Raw genomic sequence first — 18,822 nt, 5'->3', positions numbered from 1 at the left:
TACCTGCTTCTGAGAACTTCATAGCCCCTCCAAAATAACGATAACAATTTTAACAACTCATTATCATTTTGAATAGCCCTATTCGTTCAAAAACTGAGAACTCCTGTCTGGTCGCTTGGTCAGATAAGGTGTAAATTTAAACGTGCGAACCGCGCAGTTCTTGGTAGGAAAACGAATGGCAGACCCGACAAAGCAACCTGTTGTCATCGAACATCAGTCAGACACAAAAAAAAATACGCAACAAGAAAAGAAACAAGGCTACATAAAAGACAGTGCTAGTAAGGTAAAAACCATAGCCCAAATACACGGTCTTGACGCCTTACTGCAAACCGAACCGCCGGCCAAGTCTGCGTTTGAAAGAGCCCAATTGCGAGAGCAAAGACGCCAAGAACAGCGACAAAAAAACTTAGAACAGATTTTAAAATTAGCGCACAGTTCATGCCGAGATGAGACAGCGGGAGAGCCAGACCAAGATTGGTTGCATCGATTTTTTGAGATGGCTCAAGACATCCATAACAGCGCGATGCAAAAGCTATGGGCTCAAGTGATGAAGCGTGAAGTGACCAATCCGGGTTCAACGTCCATGAAAGCGTTGAAAACCCTCAAGGATATGTCACCAAAGGAAGCACAAACTCTGCAAAGAGCCGCCTCTTTAGCGTGCAGTTTTGGAGGGGATCACAGCAGAAAACTGCTGATTGGTTACAAAGCGCAAGGAGGCATATTTAGCTTCGGCAAGCGAGACGTCGCCAACAGCCTAAATATGGGAAGTTTTCAACTGCCGTATTCAAGCTTGTTGCTCTTAATTGAATTAGGGCTGCTGCACAGTGCCGAACTTGAATCTGGCGAAATTAGTATCGAGACACCGTTGGTCCTCACCTACCAAGGTAAAAACTTGTCGCTGCACGTAAACAGTAAAGGTGTCCGCCTTTTATATTACCGCTTCACACCCACAGGCAATGAGCTCTGCACCTTGCTCGGAAACAAACCACATGCCGAATACTACGAGCAAATGCTTGCACTGTTAAATCATAGATTTAGTGTCCATAGTGAAGCTAAAAGTACGGTTCATCATACCGTCTAGCCAGCTTGAGAAGCATTTGACTACCTATGAGCCAAATACTTCTCCAGCTGCTCAAAGAGCTTTAGGTCACCTATGATCTAAATGCTTTTTTATCGGATCACACCGCGTTGTTTAAGATCGATTAAGCACAAATCCACCAGCTCATCGACACTCTTTTCTCCCGCGGGCAAATCGATTTCAGGGTTCTCTGGCGCTTGATATTCCGAATCAATACCAGTGAAATTAGGAATCTCTCCCGCACGGGCTTTACGGTATAAACCCTTAGGATCTCGACCTTCGCAAACCTCTAGAGATGCATTGACATACACTTCGATAAACTCGCCTTCTGGCAATAAATCGCGCACTAACTTCCGCTCTGCACGATGCGGTGAAATAAACGCCGACAGAACAATTAAACCCGCATCTGCCATCAACTTCGCCAGTTCACCAATGCGACGAATGTTCTCGCGACGGTCCTGTTCAGAAAAACCTAAATCGCTACACAAACCATGTCGTACATTGTCACCATCCAATAAATAGGTGTGGTAACCCAATGCTGCAAGGCGATTTTCCAACGCCCCTGCTACGGTTGATTTACCCGCTCCAGATAAACCAGTGAACCACAATACGGCAGGTTTTTGCTTCTTTAATTCAGCACGAAACTGTTTATCAACCGAATGCTGGTGCCAAACAATGTTTTCATCTTTTACCGTCGTTTCGGCAGTCATAACGTATCCTTGTAAATATCGGAATTAAAACGGGAAAAAGACCGGGATCAAAGTAAGTACTAATACAGAGTACACAATCGAAATTGGCACTCCAATTCTCACGTAGTCGGTCAATTTGTAATTTCCTACGCTGTACACCAGCAGGTTAGTTTGGTAACCGTAGGGAGAGATAAAGCTCGCACTCGCGCCGAACAAAACCGCCATGATGAATGGCATCGGATCCACGCCATAACCCACCGCCATGCTATAGCCGATAGGAAAAGAAAGCGCAGCCGCGGCATTGTTTGTCACCAATTCAGTGAGTACCAATGTCATGATATAAGTCGCCACCAAGGCACCAAATACTCCCCAGCCATTAAACGCTTCAATAAACATCACTCCCATTCTTTCTGACAATCCAGAAGAGATCATCAGTTGAGCAATAGACAAAGCGGAACCGACAATCACGACGATATCAATCGGAAAACGGCGGCGCAGTTCTGAAATCTGCACAATACCAAACGCAATAAGCGCGATAAGGTACGCAGCTAGACCTTTAATAATCGGTACTAACTCTAATAGAGCGCATCCAATTACGGCTGCAAAGCCCAGTAATACAATGGAAGACTTATTAGTATCAAGCCGAGCGCTAGAGTCCAAGTCATGCACTAAAACAAACTCTTTACGATGAGCTCGGCGTTCAGACTCAAAACGCTTGCCTGGAACCAGAACTAACGTGTCCCCTGGCGCTAAGGTAATGCTACCCAAGCCACCTTCTAGGCGTTCGTGGCCTCGGCGAATCGCCACAACAACGGCATCGAATCGGTCGCGGAATCGGCTCTCTTTGAGGGTTTTGTAGCAAAACGTCGCCGACGAGCTCACCACAACTTCGATAAAGTTTTGCCCATTTAAGTGCTGCTGACCAAACAACTTGAGGCCCGGAATTTCTTGCAGGGTCGCGACGCTCTCAACATCGCCACAAAATAACAGGCGGTCTTTTGCGTTGAGCACAAAATCCGGTCCCACAGAAGAAACAGTAACACCATCGCGCACCACTTCTGCAAGAAACAGTTTGCGCAGCGCACGTAAATTATTCTCGCTGATCGTACGCCCAACTAGCGGTGATCCAGGCTCAACGCGAGACTCAAGAAAGTAAGGTAAATCTTCTTGGTTTTGATCATCATAATTCGGTAGCAAGTAGCTGAGCGGGATAAGAATCAGCATCCCTCCCACCAGCACAGCCAAACCTATCATCGTAGGTGTAAAAAAGCTCAGGCTCGGTAAGCCTGCGTCTTCGACAAAGCTGTTGATGATTAAGTTAGTCGACGTACCAATCAAAGTTAACGTGCCACCAAAAATGGCGGCGTAAGACAAGGGAATAAGTAATTTCGAAGGTGCATGCTGCTGATTACGCTTAATCGCCCCAATCAATGAGACAACCACAGCGGTATTATTCGTAAATGAAGAAAGCAAGGCGGTCGACACACCGAGCTTAGCAATCACGCTGCCTAACTGGCCCTCAGAGATACTTCGGCTCACCCAACTGATCAGCAGTGTTTTTTCTAGAGCACAGGATGCAAGAATCAATAGAACCAGGGTTAACAATGAAGAGTTGGTAAAATTGGATGCGATAGTGGCTGAATCCATCATCCCAGCCATGAATGCAATAAAAGCGGCACCCGCAAAGACATAACTAGGCTTAATTTTCGTGACAAGCAAGCAAGTGATAATGCCAAGCAAAATCGCTAACACAAACCCTTGTTCCCACATAGCCTTTCCTTACCAAATAGCCCTAAAGGGCACAACAACGACTCATTTATCCATGAATCACCGACAAACGAGCAAACAGACAAAAATCAGCGCAAGCGAAAAGAACATCAGAATGCTCGGTTTCTTGGGCTCCACCGAAGCATTCTGGTATTAGGAGAATACCTAACGACATTTCGCAATTCAGTTAGGTAGCGACACCCCAAGTACAACAGCAAACAGTGCCTGAAATTATCGTACTTGGGTGAGCCAGTTACTTTTTCAGAAACTGGCTGACGTCTTTTGCTTCCCAGTGTGGGAAGTGTTTACGGACAAGCGCATTAAGCTCAACTTCAAACGCAGAGATGCCCGTCAAATCGCGCTCAACCACGGCGAGGCTCTCTTTAACCATGCCAGCACCAACCGTCACGTTTGTCAGACGATCGATAATGATAAAGCCACCGGTATCTGCACAGTCTTGATAATTGTCCAGCGCGACTGACTCATTAAGAGACCATTCACACAAACCAATACCATTCAATGGCAGCTCTGCCGAGCTATGAGTCGAGAGATTATTAATGTCATATTGATGACGAATCGCTTCAACATGACCTACGGTTTTCTTACCTGCGATTTTGATGTCATAGTCACGACCCGGTTGCAGGGGTTGCTCTGTCATCCATACCACATCGGCAAGCAAATGGTTTGTGGTTTCCACTTGAGCATTATCTAGAACAATCAAATCGCCACGGCTAATATCGATCTCATCGCTTAGCGTCAGAGTGACAGCTAATCCGGCACGAGCTTCTTCGATATCACCATCAAATGTCACAATACGTGCCACAGTTGACGTTTTACCCGATGGCAATGCTTTAATGGCATCACCGACTTTGATCGAACCAGAAGAAATGGTCCCCGCAAAACCACGGAAATCGAGGTTAGGACGATTAACGTATTGCACAGGGAAGCGGAATTCACCCGCGCCTTTTTCTTGATCCACATCGACCGTTTCAAGAAGCTCAAGCAATGATGGGCCTTTAAACCAAGTCAGGTTTTGGCCTTTATCCACCACATTGTCCCCTTCAAGCGCTGAGATCGGGATGATTTGAATATCAATATCCCCTGTCAGATTCTCAGAGAACTTCAAATACTCGTCGCGGATCTCTTCAAAGCGCTCTTGCGAGTAATCCACTAAGTCCATCTTGTTGATCGCCACAACAAAGTGCTTCAAGCCCAACAGGTTGGAAATGAAAGAGTGACGACGAGTTTGATCGAGAATGCCCTTACGTGCATCAACCAGAATCACAGCTAAGTCACATGTCGATGCACCTGTAGCCATGTTACGTGTGTACTGCTCGTGTCCAGGAGTATCTGCAATGATGAATTTACGTTTCTGCGTCGAGAAATAGCGGTAAGCCACATCAATCGTGATCCCCTGCTCACGCTCAGCTTGTAAGCCATCGACCAACAACGCAAGGTCAGGCTTTTCACCCGTGGTACCCACACGTTGGCTGTCTGAGTGCACTGCCGCTAGCTGATCTTCATAAATTTGTTTTGAGTCATGGAGTAAGCGACCGATTAATGTACTTTTACCGTCATCCACCGAGCCACAAGTCAAGAATCTAAGTAACGACTTGTACTGGTGTTGTGTTAAATAGCCTTCGATACCAAGCTCGGCTAATTGAGCTTCAACTGCACTGTTCATTATCTTTCCTTAGATCCTTTAGAAGTAACCTTGACGTTTCTTAAGCTCCATCGATCCTGACTGATCGTGGTCGATCGCTCGGCCTTGGCGCTCACTCGACGTTGCCACCAGCATCTCTTCGATAATGCCAGTTAAAGTGTTTGCTTCAGACTCGATGGCCCCAGTCAATGGATAACAACCAAGGGTACGGAAGCGCACACTCTTCTCTTCAATCACTTCACCCGGTTGAAGCTCCATACGATCATCATCAACCATGATCAGCATGCCATCGCGTTCAACAACTGGGCGTTTGTCCGCGAGGTAAAGCGGCACGATCTCGATGTTTTCTAAATAGATGTATTGCCAGATATCAAGCTCAGTCCAGTTAGACAGCGGGAATACACGAATGCTCTCACCCTTATTGACCTGGCCGTTGTACGTCTTCCATAGCTCAGGACGTTGGTTTTTAGGATCCCATGTATGGTTCTTATCGCGGAATGAATACACGCGCTCTTTCGCCCGTGATTTCTCTTCGTCGCGGCGCGCACCACCAAAGGCCGCATCAAAACCGTACTTGTTCAGCGCTTGTTTTAAGCCTTGAGTCTTCATGATGTCAGTGTGCTTAGAAGAACCATGAACAAACGGACTACAGCCCATGGCTAGACCTTCTGGATTCTTATGTACCAAAAGCTCAAAACCGTATTTGGCCGCGGTGCGATCACGAAATTCAATCATCTCGCGGAACTTCCAATCGGTGTCAACATGCAGCAATGGAAATGGAATCTTACCTGGGTAAAAAGCTTTACGCGCAAGGTGCAGCATCACTGATGAGTCTTTACCAATCGAATACATCATGACTGGGTTATCAAACTCAGCCGCAACTTCACGGATGATGTGGATACTCTCCGCTTCGAGTTGTTTAAGGTGAGTTAAACGTTGTTGGTCCATGTTTTGTATTTCCTTTTTAAGCTTGAAGGCGCATTACGTCTCTAATCTTTGGTCTGAAATTATATGGAGTTGGCAATAGCACTTTTGTTGAATTCAGTACTAGACAAAAACCAGTCTAACTTTTGAGACAGCCGCACTACCTCTCCGACAACAATCAAAGATGGCGATTGTGCTTCCTTCGATAAATCAGAGAGTTGGGAGAGTTCTCCCGTAAATACTTTTTGTTGAATCTGCGTGCCACGCTCAATAATGGCAATCGGAGTCGACGCTGAACGGCCATGCTTAATGAGTTGATTCTGAATATAGTGTGATTTCATCAGCCCCATGTAGATCACTAAAGTCTGATTCCCACGCGCCAACGTGGACCAATCCATCTCATCACTTTCTTCTTTCAAGTGGCCAGTCACAAAGATGGCCGATTGCGCATAATCACGATGAGTCAGTGGAATACCAGCATAAGCGGTTGCGCCAGCTGCTGCGGTAATGCCAGGGACAACTTGAAAACGAACGCCGGCATCAGCAAGCACTTCTAACTCTTCACCACCACGACCAAATACAAACGGATCCCCACCTTTAATGCGCACTACTTTGTAGCCCTGCTTGGCAAAATCCACCAAAAGCTGATTCGTCTTCTCCTGCGGCACACTGTGATGCCCAGCTCGCTTCCCAACGCACACCAAAATCGTATCGCTTGGAATCAATGCCATGATTTCTTCAGACACCAAGTAGTCGTACAAAACCACGTCAGCTTGCTGCAAGCAGTTCAGTGCTTTCACCGTCAGAAGTTCAGGATCGCCTGGTCCTGCACCTACTAAGGCGACTTCACCAGGCTGTAGCGATTGCTTTGCAAAACGAGTAACACCAGCGACTGGGTTGTCAGAAACTAACCGGGGCTTTGGTTTAGGAAAAGAAGTGACTGAATCGTTCGTTGCCATGTGCTTGCTCATCGTCCATTGATATCGTTATGCAAGCATTATGGCGGGGCGTTTATATTACCTGAAATTCTAAAATTTCATTTTTTATTCAAAAATCTGCTAAGAAGTTTTTGTTTGGTCTCATTCAAAAGCGTGAAAAAGTCGGCGGTTAATATGAATAAGGTTCAGTAAACTGATTAATGTTCACAGTTTTCTGTATCTTTATCATCGAGTTGCATCCGTGTTTGATACATTACGCAGTACGATTTCCCCTTATCATTGAATTGGAGCACCAAATGAAAGTGGCAGTTCATCCTATTTCCCTCGCAGTATTAAGTGGCATGCTAACGCTTGCTGGCCCAACAATGGCCGATACCATCAAGCTTCGTATTATCGAAACCACCGACATTCACACCAACGTGATGGATTACGATTACTACAAAGACCAACCATCACAGCAAATCGGTTTAAGTCGCGCAGCGACAATAGTGAAACAAGCTAAGTCCGAGACAGAAAACACGGTACTAGTAGATAACGGTGATTTAATTCAGGGCAGCCCAATGGGCGATTACATGGCGGCAAAGGGGATTAATCCTGGCGACGTGCACCCAGTCTACAAAGCGATGAACCAGCTAGACTACGATGTGGGCAACATTGGCAATCATGAGTTCAACTATGGCTTAGATTTCCTACAAACGACGTTGAAGGGTGCAAACTTCCCTTACATCAATGCAAACGTATTTGATAAACAAACCGGTGAGCATTACTTCAAGCCTTACCTCATCAAAACTCACACATTTAAAGACACAAACGGCGAAGCGCATCAAATAAAAGTGGGTTACATCGGCTTTGTACCACCACAAATTATGGTGTGGGATAAGAAGAGCTTAGAAGGCAAAGTCTTTGCTAAAGACATTAAGGAAACAGCAGAGAAACTGATTCCTCAAATGAAGAAAGAAGGCGCAGACGTGATTGTGGCGATTCCACACTCGGGCATTTCTACTGATCCATACAAACTAGGCGCTGAAAACTCTGTTTACTACCTCACAGAAGTTGAAGGTATTGATGCGATTGCTTTTGGTCACTCTCACGCCGTCTTCCCAGGGAAAGACTTCGTAAACCTACCTGGTGTTGATATAAATAAAGGGACCATCAATGGTGTAACGTCCGTGATGCCGGGCCGCTGGGGAAGTCACGTAGGTGTGATGGATTTGATGCTGAAAGAGAAAGACGGCAGATGGCAAGTCGTCGAAGGCCAAGCAGAAGCACGCCCTATCTTCGATAAAGTAAATAAGAAGTCATTAGCTAAAGCCGATGCAGATATTGTGAAAGCGTTAGAAGAAGATCACAAAGGCACTCGTGAATTTGTAAACCAACCAATCGGCAAAGCAAATGATGTCATGTACAGCTTCTTGGCATTAGTGCAGGACGACCCCACCATTCAAATCGTTAACCTTGCTCAGAAAGACTACGTAGAACGCTTTATTCAAGGCGACCCAGACCTTTCTGACATTCCAGTACTGAGTGCGGCAGCACCATTTAAAGTCGGCGGTCGTAAGAACGATCCGAATAACTTTACAGAAGTAGAATCCGGTCAGCTCACCTTCCGTAATGCGGCCGATCTTTACTTATATCCAAACACCTTGGTTGCGATGAAAGTGAAAGGTAAAGAAGTTCGCGAATGGCTAGAGTGCAGTGCGGGTCAATTCAACCACATCGACATCAACAATCCTAAACCGCAATCTTTGATTGATTGGGATAATTTCCGTACGTACAACTTCGATGTTATTGATGGGGTTAACTACCAAATCGACGTTACCCAACCGCCGAAGTACGATGCGGATTGTAAAGTGATTAATCCAGATTCTCAGCGCATTGTGAATCTGACGTTCAATGGTAAGCCTGTCAATCCGAAGCAAGATTTCATCATCGCAACCAATAACTACCGTGCATATAGCAATACTTTCCCTGGTACAGGCCCAGATTTCATTGCATTTGACGCACCAGATGAAAACCGCTCTGTCGTCGCCACTTATATTTCTCGCGTGAGTGAAGAAAAAGGAGAAGTGACACCAAGCGCTGACAACAACTGGTCTTTCGCACCGATTAAGTCCGATAACAAGCTAGATATTCGTTTCGAAACCTCCCCTAGCGATAAAGCGGCGCAGTTCATCAAAGAGAAAGGACAATACCCAATGAAACGCGTGTCAACAGACGACATTGGTTTCGCAATTTATCAAATCGATCTGAATAAATAAGGTTGATTTGACAACAACACTAAGCGGCTCTCATGAGCCGCTTTTTTGTTACCAATAAAACCCGTTAAAATAAAGAAAACCGTTTCTGAGTTATCACATGCACAGCGATCTTTTTTCAGACTTAGTCAAACATGGCTTTTTAGAGACAGAAGCAAACCAACTTATTGAAAATGGTGAGTTACTCGAACTGCCTACACGCCACATTCTTAATCACCAAGGGGAGTTTAGCTCACACCTTTACTTCATCATTGAGGGGTTATGCCACGCAAGCTATCTTACTGAGCACGGCAAAGAATTCAGTAAAGAATTTTATTGGGAGAAGGACTGGGTTATCGGGTTTGAGAGCATAATAAAGGACCAACCTTCGCCTTACTTATTGGAAACGCTGAGCGCTTGTCAGCTATTTTGCTTGCCAATTGAAACGTTGCATCACTGGCGAGCAGAAAAGCACGCCATTTACTTAAAGCTACTCGAAAACCAACTGGTTAATAAAGAGAACAAAGAACGCTTTATGTTGCTCTACTCTCCAGAAGAACGATATCAATTATTTTGCGCTCATTACCCAGATTTAAAGCAACGTATTACCGATAGTCAAATTGCGGCCTACCTGGGCATTACACCAATCAGTTTGAGTCGAATCAAAGCACGCTTAACCAAAGATCACACTCTCAAATAAACTCAAAAAAGAAAAAAGCTCTTCAAACGAAGAGCTTTTTCTCTGCTATTTGAGCTATTTAAGAATTCGCGCCCGGAACTGGCGCCCTTTCATCTTGCCGTTACTAATGGTTTGTAGAGCCTTTTTAGCCACAGACTTTTCGACGGCAACATAAGCGCGCACAGGGAACAGATGGATCTTTCCGACTTGAGAGCCTGGAATACCATTTTTTCCTGTCAGACAACCTAAAATATCACCCGGTCGTACTTTCTGTTTCTTACCGCCATCAATGTTAATCGTCACCATCTTCGCTTGGTATGGCTGCTGATTTGATTTGGCAGGCAATGTTGCTGGTACCACGTCCATCTCTAGGTATTCTTCAATACGAGCTACACGTAAACCGTCTTTCTCACCAAAAAAGCTAAACGCTAAACCTTTACTACCCGCACGACCTGTACGACCAATACGGTGCACATGAACCTCAGGATCGCGCGATAGCTCAAAGTTAAAGACAGCATCAAGATTATCAACGTCCAAACCACGCGCTGCAACGTCTGTTGCAACAAGGATAGACACACTCTTGTTAGCAAACTGCACCAATGCTTGGTCGCGTTCACGCTGCTCTAAGTCCCCGTGGATATCGATAACGCTGAATCCTTTGTGATGCAACTCATCTGCGACACTTTGCACTTCTTTTTTGGTATTACAAAAAACAACCGCGGACTCTGGTTGGTGAGTCAGCAGCAAATTCGCCAATGCTTCATCACGCGCTTCCGAGCCTTCAACTTTATAGAAGTACTGCGCAATGCTTGAAGTATCATGCGTCGATTCCACCTTAATCACTTCCGGTGTCTGCATTATACGCTGCGCAATTTGCTCAATTTTTTCTGGAAAAGTAGCACTGAAAAGTAGAGTTTGACGCTGCTTTGGCGCTGCATCGATGATTGCATCTAATGCGTCTTGGAAACCCATGTCCAACATGCGATCAGCTTCATCTAGCACCAAGGTATTCAGTTCGCTAAGATCAATTCGGCCTTTTTCAAGGTGATCCAAAATACGACCAGGAGTACCAACTAGGATATGCGCACCATGCTCTAACGAACCAATTTGTGGCCCCATTGGCATCCCACCGCAGAGAGTAAGCACTTTAATATTATGAATGCCGCGACCTAAAGTACGAATTTCCTTCGCTACTTGATCTGCAAGCTCACGTGTTGGACACAATACTAATGACTGGACACGAAAGCGTTTGACGTTGAGGTTCGATAAAACCCCTAAACCAAATGCAGCGGTTTTACCTGAGCCCGTTTTACCCTGCCCGATGACATCACGATGTTTTAGGATTGCAGGCAAGCTCAAAGCTTGAATTGGCGTCATGTGGGTATAGTTCAGGGAATCAAGTGTGGCGAGTAACGCTGGGTTAAGCCCAACTTGATCGAATGTTTGTTTGCTCACGGGGATATCCTCAGGTGAGATGGAAAGAGGGCACATTATCACCAGATTTGGTGGGAAAACCAGTGCTAATTAACCTTTGTTAATGAGTATGAGCTCAAAACAAAGTAAAGTCAGTCACTCTATTCTCATTACGGAAAACAACATGCTCACTTGGATTACTTTGCCCTTTGCTCAGCTAACAACCACGCAGCTGTATGAAATGATGAAATTGCGTGTGGATGTATTCGTTGTTGAACAAACCTGCCCTTACCCTGAACTTGATGGTAAGGACACGCTGGAAGGCATTTATCATCTAATAGGCTATCACGGTGATGAACTGGTTGCTTGCGCAAGATTACTGCCCGCAGGCACTACGTATGACAATGTGAGTATTGGTCGAGTGGTGACAAAGCAGACCGCGCGAGGCGGTGGCTTAGGTCATAAGTTATTGGACAAGGCCTTGGCACAATGCGAAACATTATGGCCAGGACAGACAATAGATATAGGTGCTCAAGAACACCTCATCCAGTTTTATGCTAGTCATGGATTCAAGGTTATCTCAGAGTGCTATCTTGAAGATGGTATCCCTCATGTGGATATGCGGAAAGAATCCGTAGCGCTATAAGCTTCAACTCGATTGGTTACTATGAAAACTAATCGCTATGAAAAACTGACTAAAAAGACGCGATATCTTCGCGTCTTTTCATTTGAAGCGTTTACTTGTTACGTCCAAAGGTCCCATCCGATAAACGGAAAAACATAACGGACCGCCCGCTTTTTTCCAGCTGTAGCATATCTAACTCGCCTTCGTCACTAAGCTTAAAGCGAATCAATTGTCCCTGCTTTATTTGGCTTAGCGGCTTATCACTGCCTTCTATTTTGACCAGAGCGCTAAGATCCGCCATAGAGAGCTGATTACTTCTGAAAACCTGCGCTAATGTATCACCATTTTTAACCGTGTACTCTTTCCAGTCTTCAGATTTCGGTCCAGAGTTCTGAGAGGTTCGCTGCTGGCTTAAACTCTGCGCGTTCAGCTCAATCGCTACGCGTTGATGATCGACCTCAGTCTGCTCAACTGGCTGGTCTGTTTTATTCGGCAAAGGAATAACAAGGAGTACCAGAATCAATGGCACTAAGACCATCAAAGCACGCTGATGAAATTTAGGCAGGCGCAACCAAAACTGCTTAACAGGCTGTATACGCTCCAACCATTGCTCTTTGTTGAACGGCTGCTTCCAGTCGATAGCAGCGAATTTTTGTTTAACCAACTCGACATAGTCGACTTGCTGCTTTTTCTTTCTGCGACGATTCATTGTAATGAGTCCCTTAATACTTCTACGGCCAGTATAAAAATACCGACGCGGAGAGTATATGTTTTTCACCAAACTAAAATGGAATTGGGATTAAATTAGCAGAAATTTCACTTGGAGTAAGAGATAAGTCACAACCTGGCCGCCTCAATTAAGCATTCAGTCGCAATCATTTAAACCTAAGCTCGAAACTGATATCCTGTTACCTTTATCACTCCTAATAAGAGCGACATTCATGTCTGAAATTAAATTTGAAACTGCAGAACAAAAAGCAAGCTACGGCATTGGTCTGCAAATGGGTCAGCAACTTGCAGGCTCTGGTCTTGAAGATCTTAGCGTTGATGCTATCGCAGCGGGTATTGCAACAGCACTAACTGGTGACATGCCATCAATCGAAATTGATGAAATCAACAAAGCACTACAAGAACTTCACACTCGTGCAGAAACAGCTCGCCAAGAAGCAGCAAAAATTGCGGCAGCAGAAGGCGAAGCGTTCCTAAAAGACAACGCTCTACGACCTGAAGTTAACGTTCTAGACTCTGGTCTTCAGTACGAAATCATTTCTGAAGGTACTGGTGCAGTTCCTACAGCAGAAAGCTCAGTTCGCGTTCACTACCACGGTGAGCTAACTGACGGTACTGTATTCGATAGCTCTGTATCTCGCGGTCAACCTGCTGAATTCCCTGTTACAGGTGTGATCAAAGGTTGGGTAGAGGCACTACAACTAATGCCTGTTGGCTCTAAGTGGAAGCTATACGTACCACAAGATCTTGCGTACGGTGAGCGTGGCGCTGGTGCGGCTATCCCTCCATTTGCAGCTTTAGTTTTCGAAGTAGAACTATTAGATATTATCTAATTGAAACCATTTTCAATTATGATTAAATAAAACGGCGCACTAGCGCCGTTTTTTTGTCTAAACTGAATAGACTTTCTCACCTCTGAACCTTTCACTCTGATAGCCTTTAAAAATAAAATCACTTTTAAAAAACGCTCAACCTTTGGAGGTACTATGCGTAAAACACTCCTAACTCTAGCACTCCTATCAATCAACATTGGTAGTGCGCACGCATTCTTAGATTCAGTCACTCAAAAAAGTAAAGAAAGTGGTCTGATGGACATGGTCGGCAGCAGCTTGAACACCGAGTCATCTCCATTAACAGACATGCTAACTAGCCAATTACCAGTATCCACTGAGCAAGCAGCCGGAGGCAGTGGTGCGCTACTCGCTTTGGCTCAAAGCCAGCTTTCGCAAGAAAATAGTAGTGAATTACAGTCTTTGATTCCTGGACTTTCAAACTTGCAAGGAGCACAAAGCTTACTAGGAAATATTGAGAATATCAGTGCAGTAAAAAGTGCATTCGATACGTTAGGTTTAGACCCATCTATGATCAGTCAGTTTGCTCCAGTAATCTTGGATTACTTGAACAAGCAAGGCGCTAGCGAAGGGCTTCTAAGTTCGTTGGGCGGGTTGTGGAATACTAGTAAATAAGCGCAAGTGATAATCACTTTTTAAATTGCCAGTCTGCATGGGTTGAAATAAATGCAGGCTGGATATAAAGGTTTACTGAATTACAGATACAAAAAAGCCGAGCTAATGCTCGGCTTTCTCGTTCTTACGAACTGATTACTCAGCAGCTTCTTCAGCAGCTGGGCGATCTACAAGCTCAATGTAAGCCATTGGAGCTTTATCACCAGCACGGAAGCCAGCTTTTAGGATACGAGTGTAACCGCCCTGACGAGCAGCAAAACGTGGACCTAGTTCGTTAAATAGTTTTGCAACTACTTCGTTGTCACGAGTACGTGCAAATGCTAGACGACGGTTAGCAACACTGTCAGTCTTAGCTAGTGTAATCAAAGGCTCAACTACGCGACGTAGCTCTTTTGCTTTTGGCAAAGTAGTCTTGATAACTTCATGACGTACTAGAGAGCTAGCCATGTTGCTGAACATCGCTTTGCGATGTGAGCTGTTGCGGTTGAGTTGACGACCACTCTTACGATGGCGCATGACCTAATCCTTCTAACTAGTATCGATTAATCTTCAGCGATTGATGCAGGTGGCCAGTTTTCTAGGCGCATGCCCAGAGACAGACCACGTGACGCAAGTACGTCTTTAATCTCAGTAAGAGATTTTTTACCAAGGTTAGGCGTTTTAAGTAGCTCAACCTCAGTACGTTGTACTAGATCACCGATGTAGTGAATCGCTTCTGCTTTCAAACAGTTAGCAGAGCGAACTGTTAGTTCAAGATCGTCTACAGGACGCAGTAGGATCGGATCGAATTCTGGCTTCTCTTCCTTCTCCTCAGGAACTCGTACATCACGAAGATCTACGAATGCATCCAATTGTTCAGCTAGGATTGTAGCTGCACGACGGATTGCTTCCTCAGGTTCTAGAGTACCGTTTGTTTCCATATCGATAACAAGCTTGTCTAGATCAGTACGCTGTTCTACACGAGCTGCCTCTACAGCGTAGGCAATTTTGTCTACTGGGCTGTAAGTAGCATCTACTAGTAGGCGACCGATAGGACGCTCGTCTTCTTCGTTATGGATACGCGCAGAAGCTGGAACATAACCACGACCACGTTCAACTTTGATACGCATTGCGATCTCAGCGTTGTCATCCGTTAGGTGACAAATTACGTGTTCAGGGTTAGCGATCTCTACATCACCATCATGGGTGATGTCACCTGCAACCACAGGGCCCGAGCCTGATTTGTTCAAAGTAATGAACACTTCATCTTTGCCTTCGGCAACGCGCACAGCCAAACCTTTAAGGTTTAGAAGAATTTCAAGAATATCTTCTTGAACGCCTTCTTTCGTGCTGTACTCATGAAGTACGCCTTCAATTTCTACTTCTGTTACAGCACAACCTGGCATAGAAGATAGAAGGATGCGGCGAAGTGCATTACCCAGAGTATGACCAAAGCCACGCTCTAATGGCTCAAGAGTTACTTTTGCGTGAGTCGAGCTGATTTGTTCGATGTCAACTAGACGTGGCTTAAGAAATTCTGTTACAGAACCCTGCATTGTGTCCTCTCTTTAGTTTAAACCTTACTTAGAGTAAAGCTCGACGATCAATTGTTCGTTGATGTCAGCTGATAGATCAGAACGCTCAGGCATACGCTTGAATGTACCTTCCATCTTGCCACCATCTACTTCAATCCAAGTTGGTTTTTCACGTTGTTCAGCAACTTCTAGAGCTGCTTTGATACGAGCTTGCTGTTTAGCTTTCTCGCGAATAGAAACAACGTCATTAGCCGCTACTTTGAAAGAAGGAACGTTTACAACTTTACCGTTTACTAGGATAGCTTTGTGGCTAACTAGCTGACGTGCTTCTGCGCGAGTTGCGCCAAAGCCCATGCGGTAAACTACGTTATCAAGACGACCTTCAAGAAGCTGAAGTAGGTTTTCACCAGTGTTGCCTTTTAGGCGAGCAGCTTCTTTGTAGTAGTTACGGAATTGTTTTTCTAGAACGCCGTACATACGACGTACTTTTTGCTTCTCACGAAGCTGAACGCCATACTCAGATAGACGACCGCGACGAGCGCCGTGTACACCTGGTGCGTTATCAATTTTACACTTGGTATCGATCGCGCGAACACCAGACTTAAGGAATAAGTCAGTGCCTTCACGACGGCTAAGCTTCAGCTTAGGACCCAAATATCTTGCCATGATTCTTCTCCAATTGTCCTAGAAACGTTATACGCGACGTTTCTTAGGTGGACGACAACCGTTATGAGGGATTGGTGTAGCATCAACGATGTTTGTGATGCGGAAACCAGCGGCGTTTAGTGCACGAACAGTAGATTCGCGACCTGGACCAGGACCCTTAACCATAACTTCCAAGTTCTTTAGGCCGTATTCTTTAGCCATTTCAGCACAACGCTCAGCAGCAACCTGTGCAGCGAACGGAGTAGACTTACGAGAACCACGGAAACCAGAACCACCTGCAGTAGCCCATGCAAGAGCGTTACCTTGACGGTCAGTAATGGTTACGATTGTGTTATTGAAAGAAGCATGGATGTGCGCAACGCCATCTGCAACTTGCTTGCGTACGCGCTTACGAGCGCGAGTTGGTTGTTTAGCCATTGTACTCTACCTTCCCGATTATTTCTTGATCGGCTTACGCGGACCCTTACGGGTGCGAGCGTTGGTTTTAGTACGCTGTCCACGTAGTGGTAGACTGCGACGATGACGAAGACCACGGTAACAGCCAAGGTCCATAAGACGCTTGATGTTCATAGATACTTCACGACGTAGATCACCTTCTACAGTGTACTTAGCTACACCATCACGCAGTTGATCGATCTGCTCTTCAGTTAGTTCACTGATCTTAACATTTTCAGCAATACCCACTTCAGCTAGGATAGCTTGAGAGCGAGTTTTACCGATGCCGTAGATCGCTGTTAGAGCGATTACTGCATGTTTCTGATCAGGAATGTTAATGCCTGCTATACGGGCCATTATTCACTCCTAAGTGTTTCTATAAAAGAATTAGCCGCAGCAAAGCCCGTTATGGATACGCTGCGGAATACTACTTCTTTTGCACGCAAAAGGTAGGCCGAGGAATATACTCGACCCAACCTTCATTTTCAAGTAAAAATTTCTGCTAATTAGCCTTGGCGCTGTTTGTGCTTTGGCTCACTGCAAATCACGCGAACGACACCGTTACGCTTGATTACTTTACAGTTACGGCAGATTTTTTTAACGGAAGCACGAACTTTCATTGCTAAACTCCGTAAATGAAACTGAGTCTACCGCCGGATTAACGGCCGTAGCCTTTCAGATTCGCTTTCTTCAACACAGAATCATACTGTTGAGACATCAGATGAGTCTGTACCTGTGCCATAAAGTCCATAATTACAACAACTACGATTAGTAGCGATGTACCGCCGAAGTAGAAACGTACGTTCCACGCGACCATCATGAACTCGGGAATCAGACAGATAAAGGTAATGTACAGTGCTCCAGCAAGGGTTAAACGTGTCATTACTTTATCAATGTATTTCGCTGTCTGCTCACCTGGGCGGATACCGGGTACGAATGCACCAGACTTCTTCAAGTTATCTGCTGTTTCACGCGGGTTGAAAACCAACGCCGTGTAGAAGAAACAGAAGAAGATAATTGCTGCTGCATAAAGCATTACATACAACGGTTGACCTGGGCTAAGAGCCAAAGACACGTCAGTTAACCAACCGAACGCGCTGCTCTCACCGTTTTGACCAAACCACTGAGCCAATGTTCCTGGGAACAAGATAATACTTGATGCAAAAATCGCTGGAATTACACCTGCCATGTTAATTTTAAGAGGCAAGTGCGAGCTTTGCGCAGCAAATACTTTACGACCTTGTTGACGTTTCGCATAGTTAACGACGATTCGGCGTTGACCACGTTCCATGAAAACAACGAAGTAAATTACTGCAAAAGCTAATACCGCGATTAGCAACAGAAGAAGTACATGCAATTCACCTTGACGCGCTTGCTCGATTGTTTGACCGATTGCAGAAGGCAATCCAGCAACAATACCTGCAAAAATCAGTATCGAAATACCGTTACCAATTCCGCGCTCTGTAATTTGTTCACCTAACCACATCAAGAACATGGTACCGGTTACTAAACTTACGGTAGCAATTAGCGTAAACATGGTTTGGTTGATAACAACCAGATTGTCGACCATGTTTGGTAGGCCAGTTGCAATACCTATAGCTTGGAAGGTTGCAAGTACAAGCGTGCCGTAGCGTGTGTATTGGCTTATCTTACGACGGCCTGCTTCACCCTCTTTTTTGAGTTCAGCTAACGCTGGATGAACTACAGTTAGCAATTGGACAACAATAGATGCCGAAATATACGGCATGATGCCCAATGCTAATATAGATGCACGCTCAAGAGCACCACCGGAGAACATGTTAAACATTTCAACGATGGTACCTTTTTGCTGTTCGAACAAATCGGCAAGTACAGCAGCGTCAATACCAGGAATCGGCACAAAAGAGCCGGCTCGGAATACTAAAAGTGCACCAATTACGAATAACAAGCGCGACTTTAGTTCACTTAAGCCGCTCTGAGCACTACGAAAATCTTGTCCTGGTTTCTTAGCCATCTGTACCTC

At 45.2% G+C, this 18,822-nt stretch carries 20 protein-coding genes; 6 read left to right on the top strand and 14 right to left on the bottom strand.

Going from position 1 to position 18,822, the window contains the following annotated elements; all coding sequences use genetic code 11:
* Positions 1-175: 175 nt before the first annotated feature.
* Complete coding sequence (locus tag R7E78_RS13555; protein WP_171344404.1) at positions 176-1,081, top strand: TIGR03899 family protein; 906 nt, start codon at positions 176-178, stop codon at positions 1,079-1,081.
* An 89-nt stretch (positions 1,082-1,170) separates the two neighbouring features.
* Here the strand turns inward: R7E78_RS13555 and cysC are convergent, their stop codons facing one another.
* From cysC to cobA, 5 genes are all read right to left on the bottom strand, one after another.
* On the bottom strand, positions 1,171-1,788 hold the full coding sequence (gene cysC, locus R7E78_RS13550) for an adenylyl-sulfate kinase (protein WP_005379598.1): 618 nt from the start codon (positions 1,786-1,788) through the stop codon (positions 1,171-1,173).
* A gap of 24 nt (positions 1,789-1,812) precedes the next feature.
* On the bottom strand, positions 1,813-3,537 hold the full coding sequence (locus R7E78_RS13545) for an SLC13 family permease (protein ID WP_005379596.1): 1,725 nt from the start codon (positions 3,535-3,537) through the stop codon (positions 1,813-1,815).
* A 250-nt stretch (positions 3,538-3,787) separates the two neighbouring features.
* The gene (gene cysN, locus R7E78_RS13540) at positions 3,788-5,218 is read right to left on the bottom strand and encodes a sulfate adenylyltransferase subunit CysN (RefSeq protein WP_017820290.1); all 1,431 of its coding nucleotides are present in this window, start codon (positions 5,216-5,218) and stop codon (positions 3,788-3,790) included.
* Positions 5,219-5,236: 18 nt separating this feature from the next.
* On the bottom strand, positions 5,237-6,145 hold the full coding sequence (cysD, locus tag R7E78_RS13535; RefSeq protein WP_005379592.1) for a sulfate adenylyltransferase subunit CysD: 909 nt from the start codon (positions 6,143-6,145) through the stop codon (positions 5,237-5,239).
* 59 nt (positions 6,146-6,204) lie between these two features.
* Positions 6,205-7,080, bottom strand: coding sequence for a uroporphyrinogen-III C-methyltransferase (gene cobA, locus R7E78_RS13530; protein WP_031780800.1), 876 nt, complete (start codon positions 7,078-7,080; stop codon positions 6,205-6,207).
* 275 nt (positions 7,081-7,355) lie between these two features.
* Here cobA and cpdB point away from each other — a divergent pair, with 275 nt between their 5' ends.
* Together cpdB and R7E78_RS13520 are read left to right on the top strand one after the other, a co-directional pair.
* The gene (cpdB, locus tag R7E78_RS13525) at positions 7,356-9,317 is read left to right on the top strand and encodes a 2',3'-cyclic-nucleotide 2'-phosphodiesterase (protein WP_262644142.1); all 1,962 of its coding nucleotides are present in this window, start codon (positions 7,356-7,358) and stop codon (positions 9,315-9,317) included.
* Between the two features lie 97 nt (positions 9,318-9,414).
* Positions 9,415-9,993 carry a Crp/Fnr family transcriptional regulator gene (locus tag R7E78_RS13520; protein WP_017820293.1) on the top strand — a complete coding sequence of 193 codons (579 nt, stop codon included), beginning with the start codon at positions 9,415-9,417 and terminating at the stop codon, positions 9,991-9,993.
* Positions 9,994-10,047: 54 nt separating this feature from the next.
* On the opposite strand, the gene dbpA is transcribed toward R7E78_RS13520, so the two are convergent.
* On the bottom strand, positions 10,048-11,427 hold the full coding sequence (dbpA, locus tag R7E78_RS13515; protein WP_005379583.1) for an ATP-dependent RNA helicase DbpA: 1,380 nt from the start codon (positions 11,425-11,427) through the stop codon (positions 10,048-10,050).
* Between the two features lie 142 nt (positions 11,428-11,569).
* Between dbpA and R7E78_RS13510 the strand changes: the two genes are divergently transcribed.
* Positions 11,570-12,031, top strand: coding sequence for a GNAT family N-acetyltransferase (locus R7E78_RS13510; RefSeq protein WP_025768352.1), 462 nt, complete (start codon positions 11,570-11,572; stop codon positions 12,029-12,031).
* Positions 12,032-12,122: 91 nt separating this feature from the next.
* On the opposite strand, the gene R7E78_RS13505 is transcribed toward R7E78_RS13510, so the two are convergent.
* Complete coding sequence (locus tag R7E78_RS13505) at positions 12,123-12,719, bottom strand: LysM-like peptidoglycan-binding domain-containing protein (RefSeq protein WP_017820296.1); 597 nt, start codon at positions 12,717-12,719, stop codon at positions 12,123-12,125.
* Between the two features lie 232 nt (positions 12,720-12,951).
* Between R7E78_RS13505 and R7E78_RS13500 the strand changes: the two genes are divergently transcribed.
* Positions 12,952-13,572, top strand: a complete 621-nt coding sequence (locus R7E78_RS13500) for an FKBP-type peptidyl-prolyl cis-trans isomerase (protein WP_262644143.1) — start codon at positions 12,952-12,954, stop codon at positions 13,570-13,572.
* 153 nt (positions 13,573-13,725) lie between these two features.
* Complete coding sequence (locus tag R7E78_RS13495; RefSeq protein ID WP_017820297.1) at positions 13,726-14,205, top strand: DUF2780 domain-containing protein; 480 nt, start codon at positions 13,726-13,728, stop codon at positions 14,203-14,205.
* A 135-nt stretch (positions 14,206-14,340) separates the two neighbouring features.
* On the opposite strand, the gene rplQ is transcribed toward R7E78_RS13495, so the two are convergent.
* From rplQ to secY, 7 genes are all read right to left on the bottom strand, one after another.
* The gene (gene rplQ / locus R7E78_RS13490) at positions 14,341-14,721 is read right to left on the bottom strand and encodes a 50S ribosomal protein L17 (protein WP_005383141.1); all 381 of its coding nucleotides are present in this window, start codon (positions 14,719-14,721) and stop codon (positions 14,341-14,343) included.
* Positions 14,722-14,747: 26 nt separating this feature from the next.
* The gene (locus tag R7E78_RS13485; RefSeq protein WP_005383143.1) at positions 14,748-15,740 is read right to left on the bottom strand and encodes a DNA-directed RNA polymerase subunit alpha; all 993 of its coding nucleotides are present in this window, start codon (positions 15,738-15,740) and stop codon (positions 14,748-14,750) included.
* Positions 15,741-15,764: 24 nt separating this feature from the next.
* Positions 15,765-16,385: a 30S ribosomal protein S4 gene (rpsD, locus tag R7E78_RS13480; protein ID WP_005383146.1), complete on the bottom strand. Its 621-nt coding sequence runs from the start codon at positions 16,383-16,385 to the stop codon at positions 15,765-15,767.
* A gap of 27 nt (positions 16,386-16,412) precedes the next feature.
* Entirely contained in the window at positions 16,413-16,802 is a 390-nt protein-coding gene (rpsK, locus tag R7E78_RS13475; RefSeq protein WP_001118870.1) for a 30S ribosomal protein S11, read from the bottom strand.
* 18 nt (positions 16,803-16,820) lie between these two features.
* Positions 16,821-17,177 carry a 30S ribosomal protein S13 gene (gene rpsM, locus R7E78_RS13470; RefSeq protein ID WP_005383154.1) on the bottom strand — a complete coding sequence of 119 codons (357 nt, stop codon included), beginning with the start codon at positions 17,175-17,177 and terminating at the stop codon, positions 16,821-16,823.
* Between the two features lie 149 nt (positions 17,178-17,326).
* Positions 17,327-17,440: a 50S ribosomal protein L36 gene (rpmJ, locus tag R7E78_RS13465; RefSeq protein ID WP_000868186.1), complete on the bottom strand. Its 114-nt coding sequence runs from the start codon at positions 17,438-17,440 to the stop codon at positions 17,327-17,329.
* A gap of 38 nt (positions 17,441-17,478) precedes the next feature.
* Entirely contained in the window at positions 17,479-18,813 is a 1,335-nt protein-coding gene (gene secY / locus R7E78_RS13460) for a preprotein translocase subunit SecY (RefSeq protein ID WP_005379562.1), read from the bottom strand.
* Between the last annotated feature and the right edge of the window lie 9 nt (positions 18,814-18,822).

The organism is Vibrio sp. YT-19(2023) (assembly GCF_033337395.1).
The sequence above is the reverse complement of the archived record's forward strand: the minus strand, read 5'-3'. Positions and strand labels throughout refer to the sequence as shown.